We start from the raw sequence: 15,276 nt of genomic DNA on the forward strand, positions 1-15,276 counted from the left end.
GAACGCACTAGCCGAAGGTTTAGGTGTCTCCGTCCCCTCCGTATAGCTACGGGGAGTGCCGCCCACGCCCCGGTGAAATCATGACGCACTCACGAAACGCACTCGCGTCATCCGCGACTCGAAAGACCACGCTACCAGCCGACGGCTACGAGGGCCGGTCGCTGCGAGCCCGCGCCGACCCGATGGCCGTCCGACCGCTCCGCGACCGCCGCTACGTCGTCGAAACGAACAGCGGCACGTACGTCGTCGATCTCGAAGACCGCTCGTGTACCTGTCCCGACTACGCCATCCGCGGCGCGCGCTGTAAGCACCTGCGCCGCGTCGCCATCGAGGTGAACGAGCGACGCCAACCGGCGCCGACCGAGCGACGCTCCGTCTGCGCGGTCTGCGGCCGCGCGGTGTTCGTCCCGTTCGAGGCGACCGGCCCGCAGCTCTGCGCCGACCACGACTTCGAGAGCGGCGAGTTCGTCCGCGACCGCGAGAGCGGGTCGGCGCTCGTCGTCACGAACGTCGTTCACCGCCGCGCCGACGAGGTCGTCGTCGAGGACGGTACCGGCCGCACCGTCGCCGACTACGAGACCAACGCGGAGTACGGCGGTCACGAACCCGTCGTCGAGGCCGTCTATCTCGGCTCCGTCCGCGCGGTGGACGGCGAACTGACGTTCGACCGCGCGCGGCGCTACAGTTTCCCCGCGTCACGACTCCGCCACGTCGACCGCGAGGAGACCGATCAACCGCGAGCGGACGGCTTCCAGAGCCAGTTACCGCTGGCGGAAGCGTAGCTGCGATTGCAACGCGACTTCTGTATTACGGTCTACCGACCGAGCCGAACCGCTGGAGTTCTCACCCATCGAGACGGCTGGGTCCGACGAGACGCTGTCGACACCGACTCCCATCAGCGGTCGCACGAGTTGTGCTCGAGTGCCGTCGGACAGCCACCCGCTTCGTAGAACGACACCGGTCCATCCCCCAGACCGACCTCGTCGATCACTATCTTCTTGCAAATCTGTCCGTTCCCGTCCCACGTGATGGTGTGCCACGTATCGTCCTCCGGAAGACGGACAGCCATCCGGTAGGACCACGCCGACCGTGGCCAGTCACACGGGAGATGAATCACTTCGCTCGGTCCGAAGTCGACCGTCGAGCGAAAAACCGTCTCGCCGTTCGCATCCAGTCGAAGGTCTACGCTGACCGACTCCGACCGCCGATTGCTGACCCGGACGTCGTAGAGACGAGTGCGGAAGAAAAGCGAGCTCAAACCCAGTAGTCCGGCACTACCGACGACGCCGCCCGCTTTGAGAACGGTTCGTCTCTGAGGCATGTGAATATCATATAGACTTCCTGGAAAATCATGTAATGATTGCGGTTTTGCAGAACGATTCCGTCTCGCCGACGGCTGAGAGGGGAGAGACGGCGGTGTACCCGGCCGGACTGTCGAGCCGAGAGAGGAGGAGAAAAATCCCGAACGCGCCGCGCCGAACGCCTGCCGGTCAGGATTCGGCGTCGCCGAGCGTCGTCTTCGTCGACTCGCCGACGAACTCCGCGAAGTCCTCGCCGTCGGCCAGCGCCGTCTCCTTCTTCACCCGGTAGTTGCCGCCGTCGGTGACGTAGAGGTCGCCGGGGTGAAAGAAGTACCAGTCCTCGCGGTCGAATCGGACCGCGATGCGGGCTTTCGCGCCGAAGTTGCGGGCGAAGTAGATGAGCGCCTCGACCTCCTCGCCGGTGAGGTAGATGGGGTCGCCCGCGCTCGACTTCGCCTCGATGGCGTAGAACACGTCGCCGTTGCCGGCGAGCACGTCGGGGAGTTCGCGGGTCGTCGCGGCGCCGCTGGCGGGCGCGCGCATCACCGCGAACCCGGCCTCGTCGAGTCTGTTGACGAGTTCGCGCTCGCGACGGTCACCTTTCGCGTTAGACATGGTGTGTTCTGTGCGGAATCGCGGTAAAAAGGCTACGTCCGCCGCGTCAGGTCGGCGACGGGGTCGACGCCGCGTCCCGAGAGCACCGCGACGACGACGAAGGCGATTCCGAGGGCGAACCACGCGACGGCGAGCACCGAGACGCCGAGCGCGACGTTCGCGATGCTGGCGAGCATGAAGAGCGCGATTGGCAGGGAGTACTCCTCGTCTACGTCCATGCCCGGCGGTTCCCGAGGCTCACTATAGGCTTTCTGTCTCCCGGCGCGCGGGGCGTCGAACGTCCGTCGGCGTGCTGACGCCGAACTGCCGGCCGCGAAGGGCCAGAGTGATAGTGTCGGGGTCCTGAGCGACGCTATGGCTGAGGGTACGGACGAATCCGCGCGAGAGGGGGCGTGGCGATTCGAGGCGATGTTCGACGACCCCACCTCGTTCATCGGCGTGTTGACGCTGGAGGGGCGACTCCGCCGGGTCAACGAGACGGCGTTATCGTTCGGCGGCGTCGACACGGCGGCCGTGACCGACGAACTGTTCTGGGAGACGCCGTGGTGGTCGCACGACGAGAGGCAGGCGTCGGAGCTGGAGACGCACGTCGAGCGGGCCGCAGACGGCGAGTTCGTTCGGTTCGAGGCGACGAGCGTCGGAGCGGACGACGAGCGCGTTCACCTCGACGTCTCGCTGCAACCGGTTCGAGACGACGCCGACGTCGTCGTTTCCGTCGTGGTGCAGGGGCGCGACATCACCGACCGCGTCCGCGCACAGCGGGCGCTCGAATCGCGGCAGACGACGATAGAGACGCTCCACGACGTGGCGAGCGACCTCGAAGCCAGCGACTCCACGACGGCGGTGTACGAGCGAACCGTCACCGCCGCCGAGGAAGTGCTGGAGTTCGAGCGGTGCTCCGTCGGCGTTCTAGAGGACGGCCTCATCGTTCCGCGGGTACAGTCGTCCGGGTCGATGGGCGACGACACGCGCCCGCGACGTCCCGACGAGGGACTGGTCGGGAAGACACTCCGCACGGGCGAGTCGTATCTGGTCCGCGACGTCGCGTCCCACGCGGATGCTAAACCAACGAAAGAGACGTTTCGCTCGGGGATGAGCATCGCTTTCGGCGACGGCGCAGTATTTCAGGCCGTCGCCACGGAACCGGAGGCGTTCGACGAGTCGGACCTCGAACTGGCGGAGCTGTTGCTCTCGCACGCCACCGAGGCGGTCGCGCGCATCGATACCGAGGCGACGCTCCGCCAGCAAAACGAACGGCTCGACGAGTTCACCTCCGTCGTCGCTCACGACCTGAGAAACCCGCTGAACGTCGTTGCCGGCAACATCCAACTCGCTCGCGAGACCGGCGATTTGGACAGGCTGGACGCCGCGTCACGAGCCATCGAGCAGATGGAGGACCTGCTCTCGGGGCTGTTGGAACTGGCGCGCGCCGGGAAGGTCGTCGGCGAGACCGAACCGGTGTCGCTCTCGACGGTCGCGGAGGCGGCGTGGTTCGGCGTCGACGCCCCGGGGGCGACGCTGTCGGTGGAAGCCGATCTCACCGTCGCGGCCGACGAGTCACGGCTGCGGCAGGTGCTGGAGAATCTGTTTCAGAACTCCGTGGAACACGGTTCCACGAGCGGGCGGGCGAAATCTGACGACTCGGTCGAACACGGCGGGTCGACCGTGACGATAACCGTCGGGCGACTCGACGACAGACCGGGCTTTTTCGTCGCCGACGACGGTTCGGGAATCCCTCCGGAGCGGCGCGACACGGTCCTCGAACGAGGTTTCTCGACGACCGACGACGGCACCGGCTTCGGTCTCTCCATCGTCTCGACCATCGCCGAAGCCCACGGCTGGACGGTCACCGTCGCCGAGAGCGAATCCGGCGGCGCGCGCTTCGAGTTTTCGGGCGTTCTCGCGGCCTGAAAGTGCTACTTACGGGCGCTCAGGTCCCGTGCTGCCAGCTTCCCATGTACTCGCGCTGCTCGTCGGTGAGCGCGTCGTGTTCGACGCCCTCGGCGTCGAGTTTTATCTCGGCGACGCCGCGGTCGAGTTCGTCGGGCACGTCGTGGACGCCCGCCCCGTAGTTGTCGCCGTTGTCGACGAGTTCGCGGACGCAGACGGCCTGCACGCCGAAGCTCTGGTCCATCACCTCGACGGGGTGGCCGAGCGCGAGGGGCGCGGCGAGGTTGACGAGGCGACCCTCGGCGATAACGTTGAGACGCCGACCGTCGTCCATCTCGAACGCCTCGACGCCGTCTCTAGCCTCGTAGCGGTCGACCGCGAGGTCGTCGAGGTCGTCGAGGTTCACCTCGATGTCGAAGTGACCCGCGTTGGCGAGGAGAACACCGTCCTTCATCACCTCGAAGTGTTCGCGGGTCACGACGTCGCGGTTGCCCGTCGTCGTGAGCACCACGTCGGCTTTCTCGGCGGCCTCGGTCATCGGCAGCACCTCGTAGCCCTCCATGTGCGCTTCGAGCGCGCGGCGGGGTTCGACTTCGGTGACGACGACGTTCGCGTTCTGGCCGCTCGCCTTCTTGGCGACGCCCTTGCCGCAGTAGCCGTAGCCCGCGACGACGACGTTCTTGCCCGCCCACGAGAGGTTCGTCGTCATGGCGATCGTAGCGAGAGAGGACTCACCGGTGCCGTGGACGTTGTCGAACAGGCGCTTCATCGGCGTGTCGTTGACCGCGAAGATCGGATAGTTGAGTTCGCCCTCGGCGTCCATCGCGCGCAGGCGGTGGACGCCCGTGGTGGTCTCCTCGCAGCCGCCGATGATCGTCTCTATGAGTTCGGGGTACTCCTCGTGGACGACTTTCACCATGTCCATCCCGTCGTCGACGGTGATGGTGGGTTCGTGCGCGACGACCGAGTGGATGGCCGCGTAGTAGTCGTCGTCGCCGACGCCGCGGACGGCGTAGGAGGTGATGTTCTCGTGGGCGTCGAGCGCCGCGCTCACGTCGTCGTGCGTCGAGAGCGGATTGCACCCCGTGATGGCCACCTCTGCACCGCCGTCGGCGAGCAGTTCGACGAGGTTCGCGGTCTTCGCCTCGACGTGCATCGCCATGCCGATAGTCTGGCCCGCGAAGGGTTTCTCGGCCTCGTACTCCTCGCGGAGCGCGGTGAGAATCGGCATGTGCTGTAGCGCCCAGTCCATCTTGCGGCGACCCTCCGCGCGGGCGGCCTCCACGTCGTCGAGGTGTTCGCTCACGGGAGCGTACGTCGTACTCATGGCTGTGGCTTTGCTCACCGCGCTCAAAACGGTACCGAAGGCGGAGACGAGAAGAGCGGGCCGCGGAGCGTTCGCGGGGCGAGACCGGAGCGAAGCGGGGACGGAAACGGTGCGGCCGCTCTCGGCGGGAGCGTCGGGGAAAACGACGGTCGGGCGCGAATCGGGTGCCTCTGTGCCCGGACGGAGGGCCGAGAGCGGAGGGCAGAGTGTCAGCGGGAGTCGGCGTCTACGGCCGCGTCGGCGCGCCGTACCGGTAGGTTACGCGCTGGCGCGTTCGTCGTCGGTGACGGTCGGACCCGTCACCGCGGGACCGTTGTCGATTTCGGGCGAGCCGTCGCCGTTGTTGTTTCCGCTGCCGTTTCCGTTGTTGCCCGGACTGGCACCGTCGCTGCTGTTACCCTTCTCGTCGTCCGCGTCCGCGTCGTCACCGTCGTCGGAGGCGTTCGTCCCGTTCGCCTGTCCGGGATGGTCGTCACCCTTGTCGGGTTCGTGTCCGTTGCTCCCGTTCGAGACGTTAGCGCGGTCGGCGTTCGAGCCCGTCTCCTCGGGAGGACCCGCGTGGTCGGGTCGCTTCTCCTCACCCTGACCGGGGTTGTTCCCGCGGACGAACTCGGAGACGACCTGTCCGATGCCGCCCTCGCGGTCGTCGTCGCCGAGCGTGCTCTGGACGAACGAGGAGACCCGCTGACCGAACGACATGGGTCTCTCGTCGGCGACGGTGAGTGTCGTCGTCGTGTTCACCGAGTCGTTGTCGGTCGTCGCGGTGACGACGAGCGTCACGTTCTCGGTCGGTTCGGGCAGCGAGACGCTACCGTTCTCGCTCGTCTCGTGCGAACCGACGCCGGAGTAGTTCGACTCGTTGCCGTCGGCGGCGACGTCGACCGTCGCGTTCTCGACGGCGCTGCCGTTGTCGGTCACCGAGACCGTCGGCTCACCGGCGTCGTCCTGCGAGACCGAGACGGAGAGACCCTCCTCGGTCGACGGCGTGAGCTCGACCGACTCGGTCGTCGCGAGCGAGTCGTTGGTGACGTTCAGCGTCACGTTCACCGACGACTCGGGCGCGGGGAGGACGACCGTCCCGTCGTCGTCGGCCGTGTAGCTGCCGACGCCGGAGTAGTCGCCGTCGGCGGTCACGTTCACCGTCGCGTTCTGTACTGCCGTCGCGTTCTGTGTCACGGTTACCGTCGATTCGCCGGTGTCGTCCTGCTCGACGTCCACGTCGAGCGGAGCGTCCGCCGCGAGTGCACCTGCGACGCCCGGTGCGACTGCCGTGCAGAAGAGCACTAACGCGAGCGTGAGTGTCTGTTTCTTTGAACTCATCACCCGAAGCGACAACCGAGCAGTAGATAAAGGGGTGTCGTCGTTCACCCGGTTCGGGTCGTTGAAAACGGACGAGAACCGTTTATAACCGTTCAAATAACCTTCTCGTTCGTTGATTTGTGCTACAGAGAGAAATTCACGAGACGTTATATTGACCGGTCGAGCGCCTCGCGGGCGTGCTCGGTCGCCTGCCGCATCACCGACGAGGCGTCGAGCGTGAGGACCTCACGGTCCCGCATCAACACCTCGCCGTCACAGACGGTGTGTCGGACGTCGGAGCCACGGGCCGCGTAGGCGAGGTGGCTCACGTGGTCGTGCGCGGGCGTCAGATGCGGCGCGTCGAAGTCGACGACGACGACGTCGGCGTTCGCGCCGGCTTCGAGGTGACCGGAGTCGAAGCCGAGCGCCTCGGCCCCGCCGCGCGTCGCCATCTCGACGACCCTCTCGGCGGCGACGGCGCTGGCGTCCTCGGCGGCGAGTTTGCCGACCATCGCCGCGTCGCGCATCTCGTCGAACAGGTCGAGGTCGTTGTTCGACGCCGCGCCGTCGGTGCCCAGTCCCACGGGGACGCCCGCGTCGAGCATCCGCTGGACGGGCGCGATACCGGAGGCGAGTTTCATGTTCGACGCCGGGCAGTGGATGACGCTCGTTCCCCGTTCTGCGAGCAGGTCGATTTCGGCGTCGTCGACGTGGACGCCGTGGGCCGCGAAGTCAGCGTCGCCGAGCATCCCGAGGTCGTCGGCGTACGCGAGCGGTCGCTCGCCGCGCTCGTCGACGATGGGGTCGACCTCGTCGGTCGTCTCGTTGGCGTGGAAGTGAACGGGAACGCCGAGGTCGCGGGCGCGAGCGACCGACTCGCGGAGTTCCTCCTCGCCGACGGTCGTGAGGCTGTGCGGCATGTACGCCGTCGACACTCTCCCTTCTGCCGCGCCGTCGAACTCGGCGGCGACGTCGAGGCTCTCGTCGATGTCGGCCTGCGCGGCCTCGTCGTCTTTGCCAACGGTGACGACGCCGTGACCGAGGCGGGCGCGCAGCCCCGCCCGCTCCACGACACCGACGATCTCGGGCACGTGAAAGTACATGTCGGCGAACCCCGTCGTTCCCGAGCGAATCATCTCGACCATGGCGAGTTCCGCGCCGACGCGCACGTCCTCGGGCGTGAACGCGCCCTCGACCGGCCAGATATCCTCTCTGAGCCACGTTTCGAGGGGTTTGTCGTCGGCGACGCCGCGCAGCAGCGTCATGGGAACGTGCGTGTGAGCGTTGACGAGACCGGGCATCACGAGGCCGCCCGCGGCGTCGAGCGTCTCGTCTCCCGTCTCGGTATCGCCGACGGCGAGAATCTCGCCCAAGTCGGTGTCGACCAGTACGTCGCCGCGTTCGACCGACAGATCGGGTCGCAGGACCTCTCCGCCGGTTATCTGAAGCGTCGTCATGTGCCTCGGTAGACGGGAGGCGACCAAAGGCGGACCGGTTTCCGGAGCGCCCGACGGGCGTTCGAGGCGTGTCGGGGGACGTCGGACCTTCGGAGCGGTATCGCCGGTAAATCTTGGCGAACAACACTTATCAATATAAACGAACAAACACACGGTATGGCCCTCACAACGTCCCCGCTTCGCCGCCTCGTCGTCGGCGACGAAGACGCCGTCGAGTGGCTCGCCCTCATCCCTCTCCTCTTCACCGCCGAGTGTATGGGCGTCGTCGCCTGTCGCAGTCTCGGTCTGTTTCCGCTGGTGGTCGTCCCCGGAGCGGTGGTCACGCTCGCGCTGATGGTGGTCCCCTCGGCGCTGAGCGCCGCCAACGGCGGCGGCCTGTTCGGGAGCGTTGTCCTCGGACTCGCGCCCGTCTCGGGGCTGCAACTCGCGCTGAGCGGCGAAGCGCCGCTCGGCGTCGACCTCGCGACCATGGCCAGCGTCGGCGTCGTCGTCGGCATCGTCCTCGGCGCGGTCGGATTCGCCGTCGGGGTGGCGATGCGGGAGTGACCGAAGCGACCGAGGTGATGAGAGCGACCGGAGGGAAAGACAGTTCTCCCGCGCCCGCGAGCATCCGGTATGCGAATCGCCGTGCCCAACAAGGGCCGCCTGCACGACCCGTCGATGGACCTTCTCGAACGCGCCGGACTCCACGTCGAGAACGGCGCGGCCCGGAAGCTGTACGCCGAGACGGTGGACCCCGACGTGACCGTCCTCTTCGTCCGCGCCGCCGATATCCCGGGGTACGTCCGCGACGGGGCCGCCGACATGGGAATCACCGGGCTCGACCAAGCGCGGGAGTCGGGCCACGAACTGACCGACCTGCTCGATCTGGGCTTCGGCAAGTGCCGACTCGTGCTCGCCGCGCCCGAGGACGGCGACATCCACTCGGTCAGCGACATCGAGGGCAGAACCGTCGCCACCGAGTTCCCCCACGTCACGCGCTCGTTCTTCGAGGGTCGCGGCGTCGACGCCGACGTGGTCGAGGTGACCGGCGCGACGGAACTCACCCCGCACGTCGAGATGGCCGACGCCATCGTCGACATCACGAGCACCGGGACGACGCTCCGCGTCAACCGCCTCGCCGTCGTCGAGGAGGTGCTGTCGAGTTCGGTCCGGCTGTTCGCGCGGCCCGACGTGGCCGACGACGAGAAGGTCCAGCAGGTGCGGACGGCGTTCGAGTCGGTGTTGGCCGCCGACGGCAAGCGCTACCTGATGATGAACGCGCCGAAGTCGCGGTTGGACGAGGTGCGCGACGTGATTCCGGGGATGGGCGGGCCGACGGTGATGGATATTGCTGGGAAAGAAGGCGACGACGCCACCGTCGCGGTCCACGTCGTCGTCGACGAGCGCGAGGTGTTCGAGACCATCGGCAACCTCCGCGAAGTCGGCGCGTCGGACATCCTCGTCACCGAAATCGAGCGCCTCGTCGAGTAGGGTCGCCGAGGGCGAGAGACGACTCAGCGCCGCCGCAGGTCCGGTTCCGTCAGCCCGGTGTACAGCACCACGCGGCCGTAGCGTGTCTTCGCCCACGCCGCGACGAGCAGACAGCCGAGCGAGAGCGCCGAGACGCCGAGTAACCCTGCCTCGGGGCCGAACGCGCCGCCGGTGTACAGGTCGGGACCGTGTCGGTTCAACACCAGAAGCGACGCCGAGGGGTCGACGCCGCTGACCGGCAGGCCGAACACCGGTCCCTGAAAGAGGTTCCACGAGACGTGAAAGCCGACCGGGAGCGCGATTTCGCCGGTCAGCACGTAGGCGAACGCGAGCAACACGCCGGCAAACCCGACGCCCAGCGTGCTGACGACCGTCGCGTTGGGGTTGACGGCGTGCAGCAGCGCGAAAACGACCGCCGAGGCCACGATTGCGCCGCCGACCGCCCTGTCGGCGTCGAAGTCGGCGTGGCCGAACAGCCCCTCGGCGAGGTTCGTGACGAGGTAGCCGCGGAACAGCAGTTCCTCGTGGAACCCCACGAACGCGACGAGCGCGATCGAGAACAGCAGTTCGGGGACGAACGCGGCGAGCGGGGCGCTGAGCACCGCCTCGACACGTACCCACCCGGCGGCGTACTCGACGAGGAAGACGAGCGACATGAGCGCCGTACCGAGCGCGAAGCCGGCGCCAAGGTCGGTCCACCAGTCGTGGTCGACGTGGAGACCGAAGTCGGCGAAGTACCGCCGGTCGAGGAACGTCCCGCTGAACGAGACGGCCGCGATGGTCGCCGTCCCGAGGAGGACGAGTGGCGCGAACTCGGTGAGGGTCGCGACGGTGTCGCCGACGGCGGCCTCGGTCCCCGTCCCGGGGTCGGCGAGCGCCACGAAGAGGAACCACCCGGTGAGCGTCAGCGCGCCGACGAGCAGCGTCGTCGCCGCGATGCGCCAGGGCGCACGCAACCGTCGCTCTTCGAGGTTCCAGAGGACGTTCGGAACGAGACCGTTCATCGGTGGCTCACCACCCGAAGGCCGGTCGACCGGTGACGACGGAGCGACATTCGTTCTTACACTCAAGAACGTACTACTTGTATCTATCCCGTCGTCGGACGCCGGAGCGGTCGCCGCGGAGCCAAAGGGAAACCCGGCCGGGAGGCGAGAGATGTTCCTCGGCCGCGGTCCATCAACCGGGAGCGCTCTGCCAGAGCGCCAGCAGACTGAACAGTATCGCGCCGAGGATGATGGTGACCACGACGTGGATGACGACGATGTACAGGGTCAGCCGCCACGAACGGTCGTAGAGGTAGCGTATCGCAGCGGCGTCGAGCGTGAGCGCGACGGGTACCGCCACCGCTGCCGAGACCCCGAAGGCGGTGGAGAGCACCGCGATAACGGCCGGGAGGGGACCGACGGCGAAGGCGTTTCGCACGGCGACGTCGCCGAGAACGTTGCGGGCGGCGAGGTGAGCGGTCAGGGAGAGAAACAGCGCGAACAGGCCGACGGTCCCGGCGATGGCGATTGGGTTCCCGACCGTCGTCTGCAGCGGGACGAGCATGCGGGGAGTTGGGTCCCCGTCCGTATGGTGTTTTCCGAACGCGATGGGTGCGCGCCGTCGAACGGCCGGTCGACCAGCGGCGGAGAGAGGGAGGGACCCGACCAGTCTTGTGACTCGGTGTCGAACAGCGTGATATGCCGACCGACGACCCGGAACGCGACGACGAACCGAGTTCTTCGAAGTCGGAGACGCAGGCTCCGAACCCGCCCGAGAACCTCCCGGCCGCGGTCGCCGAGACGCTTCGGACGCTCTCCGAACAGAGGCTACGGGAGGCGGTCATCTACGGACAGGAGTTGCTACAGGCGCGGCAAGGGCCGGCCCCGCACATCGAGCCGAAGCCGGGCGAGGAGTTCATCCGCGTCGAGGACCGCGAGGGCTACACGCAGGTCGTCAAGCGTACACCCTGCGGTAACGACTGCGAGGACTGTCCGCACGGGCCCTACGTCTACCACGTCACGGAGGAAGAGACGCCGAGCGGAGAGCGACGAACGCGCTGGGCGCTCATCGGCCGCGCGGAAGAGTGATCAGTCGAGAAGACCGAGTTCGGAGAGTCGGCTGACGATTTTGTCGACGGCGTGCTCGGCGTCGACCGGCTGTTTGCCGCCCGTGATGACGAGTTTGCCGGAGCCGAAGAGGAGGGCGACGACCTTGGGTTCGTCGAGTCGGTAGACGAGGCCGGGGAACTGCTCGGGTTCGTACTCGATGTTTTCGAGGCCGAGGCCGATGGCGATGGCGTTCAGGTTGAGATTGCGTCCGAGGTCCGCGCTCGTGACGATGTTCTGGACGGTTATCTCGGGGTCGTCGTCGACGGGAATCTGGAGTTCTCGGAGTTTGTCGAAGACGATACCGAGACTCTCGTGGACGTCGTCGGTGGATTTCGCGCCCGTGCAGACGATCTTGCCGGAGCGGAAGATGAGAGCGGCCGACTTCGGATTCTGCGTGCGGTAGACGAGGCCGGGGAACTGCTCGGGGTCGTAGTCCGCCCCTTCCAGGTCCATCGCGACGCTCTGAAGGTCGAGTTCCTGCCCGATTCCCGTGGAAGCGACCACGTTCTCTATGTTGATGGTGTCCTTGGGGTCACTCATGGAGCGATTTAAGTATCGTATTTAAGGTTTAAAAAGGTTGGTGCAGGGGCTGATAGGTTCGATTCTAGTGAATTCGACCGATTTTGCGGCGCTCGACCGGTCGCATCCGAGAAGTCGCCCGCTCGGACCGTTCGACACGCTCATACGTCGGCCCCGACAGATTCGACCGTGTACTGTCTGGAACTCGCCGGCGAGGACGACGCGTTCGCGGCCTACGAGGCCCGCGCGGCCGCCGGAGAACCGGAACTCGCCGCGCCGGGCGTCGCCGTCGCGCGAACGCTCGACCGAGCGCGCGCGAGAACGCTCGCGTACACCCGCCGAGTAGACGAGTTAGTCGGTCACACCGACGCCAGCGTCGAGAGTGCGCGCGCCCTCCTCGAAGCGGCGTCGCTGTCGCGCGAGGGGACCGTGGCCGTCCGCGCCCGCGACGTTCGCGGCGAAAGCGGCGTCTCGACGGGCGACGCCGAGCGCGAGCTCGGCGGCGTGCTCGTCGACCGGGGCTACGCCGTCGACTTGGACGACCCCGACAACGTCCTTCGAGTGGTTTTCGCCGGCGAGCGCTGTTTCGTCGGCTGGCAGGTCGTCGAGAGTGTCCGCGACTACGGGGAAAGAAAACCGACCGACCGACCGTTCTTCCAACCGGGGAGCATGGCGCCGCTGGACGCCCGCGCGTTCGCCAACATCGCCGGCGCACAACCGGGTGCAATGATTTTAGACCCGATGTGCGGCACCGGCGGCACGCTCATCGAAGCGGGACTCGTCGGCGCGACGCCCGTCGGCGTCGACGCGCAGGCGAAGATGGCCGCGGGCGCGCGGACGAATCTCGACGCCTACGTCGACGGCGACGCTCACGTCGTCCGCGGCGACGCCACTTCGGTACCATTTTGCGAGGACGCCGTCGACGGCGTCGTCTTCGACGCGCCGTACGGTCGGCAGTCCAAAATCGCGCGACACTCGCTCCGCGACCTCGTCTCGGGGGCGCTCGAAGAGACACGCCGCGTCGCGCCGCGCGGCGTCCTCGTCGCCGACCGCTCGTGGCGCGAGGAGGCCGAAGCCGCCGGGTGGACGGTCGACGAGACGTTCGAGCGGCGCGTGCACCGCTCGCTCGTCAGGCACGTCCACGTGCTTCGAAGCGACGATTAGGGCGCGCCGACGCGCTGGCGGCGGCGATAGAGGTAGTAGCCGAGCGCCGGGAGCGAAACGGCGTAGAGCGGCGCGCCGACCGCGGCAGCGACGTTGACGACCCCGCCCAGCGCCCACGCCCACGACGGTCGCCATCCGTAGTCGCCTCGGCGGAGCGCACGCAAATCGAGCGCGAGGGCGACGAGTACGCCGAGGGCGACGATGACCGCGAGAATCGAGACTGCGAACGACCCTATCAACGACAGAACGTCGATGGTCGCCGGCTCGAAGTCGCCTGCGCCGAAGTAGACCCGCCTCAGGTACGAGTCGAACAGGAACGTCGAGAGATGCGTCAAAAGCGGCACGAGCGGAAAGCACGCGACGCCACACCACCAGCGGGGGGAGGAGGGACTGTCGAGAAACGGAGGGGACGCGGAACGGAGGGACTCGGCCGCCGGTTCACGGAGCGGAGTTATGAGGATTTCGTCAGGACCGTCGCGCGATAACCGTCTCGCCCGCCCGAACGCGCTGGCCCTTCTCGACGCAGAGGTCCGTCCCGTCGTACCCCTCCGGCAGCAGCACGTCGGCGCGACTGCCGAAGGCGATGTGGCCGATTCGCTGGCCGCGTTCGAGCGTCGTTCCCTCGTCAACGTAGGGGTGGATGCGGCGGGCGAACGCGCCCGCGATGAGCGACAGTTCGTACGCGCCGCAGTCGATGTCGACGCGCTCGTTCCGCGCCGAATCCTTCGTGAACGCCGGTTTGTGCGCACCGCGTCGGTGCGTCACCGACTCGACCTCGGCGTCGGCGGGCGCGCGGTTGACGTGCACGTCGGTGACGTTCATGAACACGCCGACGCGGACGCGGTCGCCCTCGCGTCTGATGACCGAGACGCGGCCGTCGGCGGGCGAGACGAATCCCGACTCGGGGGCGATGCGGTCGGGGTCGCGGAAGAACCAGAGGACGAACAGCGTCACGCCGGCGCAGAGCAGACCGAGCGGCGGCACGAGAATCGCCAGCGGGAGGGCCAACAGCGCCGGTGGGAGCGCGTAGCGTCGTGTCGACGGCGCGAACTGCCGCGGGAACGCCGCCGTGATACGTCGAAGCGAGAGCGAGGTCATCTACGCGGCCCCACCCGCGGGCGACCACTCGGTCAGCAGGTGACAGATGTGAATTCGGTCGTCGGTTCCCGTTTCGAGGTCGAGATCGACCGGTCCGGCGAGGCGGTGGAGGCGGGCGAGGTCGCCGCCGCTGTAGTCGGTCCGGGCGACGCGAAGCAGTTCGCCGAGTAGTTCCTGTCCGTCGTATCCTTCGCCGAGGAGGTCGTCGACCGTCTTGCGGGCGGCTTTGAACTCGCCCGCCTCCGCGTCGGCGAGTACACCGCGGAGCGCCTCGTCGTCGCCGACGTCGCCGAGCGTCTCGAACGCCGCGTTCATCGTCAACTCGTCGGCGACGACGACGGTCGCCTGCGCGCTGAGAATCGCCTTGCGGAGGTCGCCGCCGGCGAACCCGGCGACGTACTCCAGTCCGTCGTCGTCGTAACCGATGTCCTCGGCGTCGACGATCTTGCGGAGCACCTCGACCGTCTCGTCGGTCGTCGGCGCGCGGACCGGCACCGGGAAACAGCGCGAGCGAATCGGCGGGATGAGTTTGGTCGGCTGGCGGGTCGTGATGACGAACTGCGTCGTCCGGTGGTGTTGCTCCATCACCCGGCGTAGCGCCTGTTGGAAGTCCTCGCGGATGGCCTCGGCGTTGTCGAGGACGATTGTCTTGTACTCGCCGGAGACGGGCGCGTAACTCGCCGACTCCTTGAGTACGCGGTTTATCATGTCGCGTTTGGCCATCCGACTGCGACCCGCGAGAAACGACTCGAATCGGGGGTCTTCGCGGAGTTCCTTCTTCGTCCGGCCGAAGAAGTCCGCGACGTTTATCTCGACGAGGTCGTTCTCCGTGTCCTCGTGCGCCTCGCGGGCGAGCGCCCGGACTGCCGCCGTCTTCCCGACGCCCGGCGGGCCCTGAACGACGAGGTTCATCGGTTCGTCGACGGTTCGAGCGAGTCGCTCACGAACCGCCGCCTGCGGGAGGTCGGCGAGGTCCGGTGCGTGTGCATCGGTCCACAGGGGGGCGTTCATTGGTTCGTTATTGTCGGCAATGACGTAAG

18 protein-coding genes are annotated in these 15,276 nt (G+C 67.3%); 6 read left to right on the forward strand and 12 right to left on the reverse strand.

Annotated features, from left to right (window positions below; genetic code table 11):
• Positions 1-80 precede the first annotated feature (80 nt).
• Positions 81-782, forward strand: coding sequence for an SWIM zinc finger family protein (locus LAQ74_RS14245; RefSeq protein ID WP_224333196.1), 702 nt, complete (start codon positions 81-83; stop codon positions 780-782).
• 113 nt (positions 783-895) lie between these two features.
• On the opposite strand, the gene LAQ74_RS14250 is transcribed toward LAQ74_RS14245, so the two are convergent.
• The 3 genes from LAQ74_RS14250 to LAQ74_RS14260 form a co-directional block, all read right to left on the reverse strand.
• Positions 896-1,321 carry a hypothetical protein gene (locus LAQ74_RS14250; protein ID WP_224333197.1) on the reverse strand — a complete coding sequence of 142 codons (426 nt, stop codon included), beginning with the start codon at positions 1,319-1,321 and terminating at the stop codon, positions 896-898.
• A 169-nt stretch (positions 1,322-1,490) separates the two neighbouring features.
• Positions 1,491-1,916 (reverse strand): Holliday junction resolvase Hjc, encoded by a 426-nt coding sequence (gene hjc, locus LAQ74_RS14255; protein WP_224333198.1) that lies wholly within the window; start codon positions 1,914-1,916, stop codon positions 1,491-1,493.
• 32 nt (positions 1,917-1,948) lie between these two features.
• Positions 1,949-2,134 carry a hypothetical protein gene (locus tag LAQ74_RS14260; RefSeq protein ID WP_224333199.1) on the reverse strand — a complete coding sequence of 62 codons (186 nt, stop codon included), beginning with the start codon at positions 2,132-2,134 and terminating at the stop codon, positions 1,949-1,951.
• Positions 2,135-2,270: 136 nt separating this feature from the next.
• On the opposite strand from LAQ74_RS14260, the gene LAQ74_RS14265 reads away from it, so the two are divergent.
• Entirely contained in the window at positions 2,271-3,827 is a 1,557-nt protein-coding gene (locus LAQ74_RS14265) for a sensor histidine kinase (RefSeq protein WP_224333200.1), read from the forward strand.
• A gap of 19 nt (positions 3,828-3,846) precedes the next feature.
• Here LAQ74_RS14265 and LAQ74_RS14270 read toward each other — a convergent pair whose 3' ends face one another.
• From LAQ74_RS14270 to LAQ74_RS14280, 3 genes are all read right to left on the reverse strand, one after another.
• Positions 3,847-5,133: an adenosylhomocysteinase gene (locus LAQ74_RS14270; protein WP_224333201.1), complete on the reverse strand. Its 1,287-nt coding sequence runs from the start codon at positions 5,131-5,133 to the stop codon at positions 3,847-3,849.
• Between the two features lie 258 nt (positions 5,134-5,391).
• The gene (locus LAQ74_RS14275; protein WP_224333202.1) at positions 5,392-6,453 is read right to left on the reverse strand and encodes a hypothetical protein; all 1,062 of its coding nucleotides are present in this window, start codon (positions 6,451-6,453) and stop codon (positions 5,392-5,394) included.
• A 146-nt stretch (positions 6,454-6,599) separates the two neighbouring features.
• Complete coding sequence (locus LAQ74_RS14280) at positions 6,600-7,889, reverse strand: amidohydrolase (protein WP_224333203.1); 1,290 nt, start codon at positions 7,887-7,889, stop codon at positions 6,600-6,602.
• 156 nt (positions 7,890-8,045) lie between these two features.
• Between LAQ74_RS14280 and LAQ74_RS14285 the strand changes: the two genes are divergently transcribed.
• Together LAQ74_RS14285 and hisG are read left to right on the forward strand one after the other, a co-directional pair.
• The gene (locus tag LAQ74_RS14285) at positions 8,046-8,435 is read left to right on the forward strand and encodes a hypothetical protein (RefSeq protein WP_224333204.1); all 390 of its coding nucleotides are present in this window, start codon (positions 8,046-8,048) and stop codon (positions 8,433-8,435) included.
• Between the two features lie 69 nt (positions 8,436-8,504).
• Positions 8,505-9,362, forward strand: coding sequence for an ATP phosphoribosyltransferase (gene hisG / locus LAQ74_RS14290; RefSeq protein ID WP_224333205.1), 858 nt, complete (start codon positions 8,505-8,507; stop codon positions 9,360-9,362).
• 23 nt (positions 9,363-9,385) lie between these two features.
• Here hisG and LAQ74_RS14295 read toward each other — a convergent pair whose 3' ends face one another.
• Positions 9,386-10,366 carry a CPBP family intramembrane glutamic endopeptidase gene (locus LAQ74_RS14295; RefSeq protein ID WP_224333206.1) on the reverse strand — a complete coding sequence of 327 codons (981 nt, stop codon included), beginning with the start codon at positions 10,364-10,366 and terminating at the stop codon, positions 9,386-9,388.
• A 172-nt stretch (positions 10,367-10,538) separates the two neighbouring features.
• Positions 10,539-10,910: a DUF7473 family protein gene (locus tag LAQ74_RS14300; protein ID WP_224333207.1), complete on the reverse strand. Its 372-nt coding sequence runs from the start codon at positions 10,908-10,910 to the stop codon at positions 10,539-10,541.
• A 134-nt stretch (positions 10,911-11,044) separates the two neighbouring features.
• On the opposite strand from LAQ74_RS14300, the gene LAQ74_RS14305 reads away from it, so the two are divergent.
• Positions 11,045-11,434: a hypothetical protein gene (locus LAQ74_RS14305; RefSeq protein WP_224333208.1), complete on the forward strand. Its 390-nt coding sequence runs from the start codon at positions 11,045-11,047 to the stop codon at positions 11,432-11,434.
• Here the strand turns inward: LAQ74_RS14305 and LAQ74_RS14310 are convergent, their stop codons facing one another.
• Positions 11,435-11,995 carry a TATA-box-binding protein gene (locus LAQ74_RS14310; RefSeq protein WP_058583256.1) on the reverse strand — a complete coding sequence of 187 codons (561 nt, stop codon included), beginning with the start codon at positions 11,993-11,995 and terminating at the stop codon, positions 11,435-11,437. It abuts the gene before it with no gap.
• Positions 11,996-12,172: 177 nt separating this feature from the next.
• On the opposite strand from LAQ74_RS14310, the gene LAQ74_RS14315 reads away from it, so the two are divergent.
• Positions 12,173-13,138 (forward strand): methyltransferase domain-containing protein, encoded by a 966-nt coding sequence (locus LAQ74_RS14315; protein WP_224337280.1) that lies wholly within the window; start codon positions 12,173-12,175, stop codon positions 13,136-13,138.
• On the opposite strand, the gene LAQ74_RS14320 is transcribed toward LAQ74_RS14315, so the two are convergent.
• From LAQ74_RS14320 to LAQ74_RS14330, 3 genes are all read right to left on the reverse strand, one after another.
• Positions 13,135-13,482, reverse strand: a complete 348-nt coding sequence (locus tag LAQ74_RS14320; protein ID WP_224333209.1) for a hypothetical protein — start codon at positions 13,480-13,482, stop codon at positions 13,135-13,137. The two genes, LAQ74_RS14315 and LAQ74_RS14320, sit on opposite strands and share 4 nt — an antisense overlap.
• A 121-nt stretch (positions 13,483-13,603) precedes the next feature.
• Positions 13,604-14,236, reverse strand: coding sequence for a protein sorting system archaetidylserine decarboxylase (locus LAQ74_RS14325; RefSeq protein ID WP_224333210.1), 633 nt, complete (start codon positions 14,234-14,236; stop codon positions 13,604-13,606).
• Positions 14,237-15,247, reverse strand: a complete 1,011-nt coding sequence (locus LAQ74_RS14330) for an AAA family ATPase (RefSeq protein WP_224333211.1) — start codon at positions 15,245-15,247, stop codon at positions 14,237-14,239.
• Between the last annotated feature and the right edge of the window lie 29 nt (positions 15,248-15,276).

It is taken from the genome of Haloprofundus halobius (assembly GCF_020097835.1).
In the GTDB taxonomy this organism is placed as follows: domain Archaea; phylum Halobacteriota; class Halobacteria; order Halobacteriales; family Haloferacaceae; genus Haloprofundus; species Haloprofundus halobius.

Bases quoted from the DNA above. Each gene is read 5' to 3' on its own strand.
- hjc (WP_224333198.1), bottom strand. From the start codon at position 1,916: ATGTCTAACGCGAAAGGTGACCGTCGCGAGCGCGAACTCGTCAACAGA.
- LAQ74_RS14300 (WP_224333207.1), bottom strand. From the start codon at position 10,910: ATGCTCGTCCCGCTGCAGACGACGGTCGGGAACCCAATCGCCATCGCC.
- LAQ74_RS14305 (WP_224333208.1), top strand. From the start codon at position 11,045: ATGCCGACCGACGACCCGGAACGCGACGACGAACCGAGTTCTTCGAAG.
- LAQ74_RS14270 (WP_224333201.1), bottom strand. From the start codon at position 5,133: ATGAGTACGACGTACGCTCCCGTGAGCGAACACCTCGACGACGTGGAG.
- LAQ74_RS14330 (WP_224333211.1), bottom strand. From the start codon at position 15,247: ATGAACGCCCCCCTGTGGACCGATGCACACGCACCGGACCTCGCCGAC.
- LAQ74_RS14265 (WP_224333200.1), top strand. From the start codon at position 2,271: ATGGCTGAGGGTACGGACGAATCCGCGCGAGAGGGGGCGTGGCGATTC.
- LAQ74_RS14260 (WP_224333199.1), bottom strand. From the start codon at position 2,134: ATGGACGTAGACGAGGAGTACTCCCTGCCAATCGCGCTCTTCATGCTC.
- LAQ74_RS14285 (WP_224333204.1), top strand. From the start codon at position 8,046: ATGGCCCTCACAACGTCCCCGCTTCGCCGCCTCGTCGTCGGCGACGAA.
- LAQ74_RS14250 (WP_224333197.1), bottom strand. From the start codon at position 1,321: ATGCCTCAGAGACGAACCGTTCTCAAAGCGGGCGGCGTCGTCGGTAGT.
- LAQ74_RS14325 (WP_224333210.1), bottom strand. From the start codon at position 14,236: ATGACCTCGCTCTCGCTTCGACGTATCACGGCGGCGTTCCCGCGGCAG.
- LAQ74_RS14245 (WP_224333196.1), top strand. From the start codon at position 81: ATGACGCACTCACGAAACGCACTCGCGTCATCCGCGACTCGAAAGACC.
- LAQ74_RS14295 (WP_224333206.1), bottom strand. From the start codon at position 10,366: ATGAACGGTCTCGTTCCGAACGTCCTCTGGAACCTCGAAGAGCGACGG.
- hisG (WP_224333205.1), top strand. From the start codon at position 8,505: ATGCGAATCGCCGTGCCCAACAAGGGCCGCCTGCACGACCCGTCGATG.
- LAQ74_RS14280 (WP_224333203.1), bottom strand. From the start codon at position 7,889: ATGACGACGCTTCAGATAACCGGCGGAGAGGTCCTGCGACCCGATCTG.
- LAQ74_RS14310 (WP_058583256.1), bottom strand. From the start codon at position 11,995: ATGAGTGACCCCAAGGACACCATCAACATAGAGAACGTGGTCGCTTCC.
- LAQ74_RS14275 (WP_224333202.1), bottom strand. From the start codon at position 6,453: ATGAGTTCAAAGAAACAGACACTCACGCTCGCGTTAGTGCTCTTCTGC.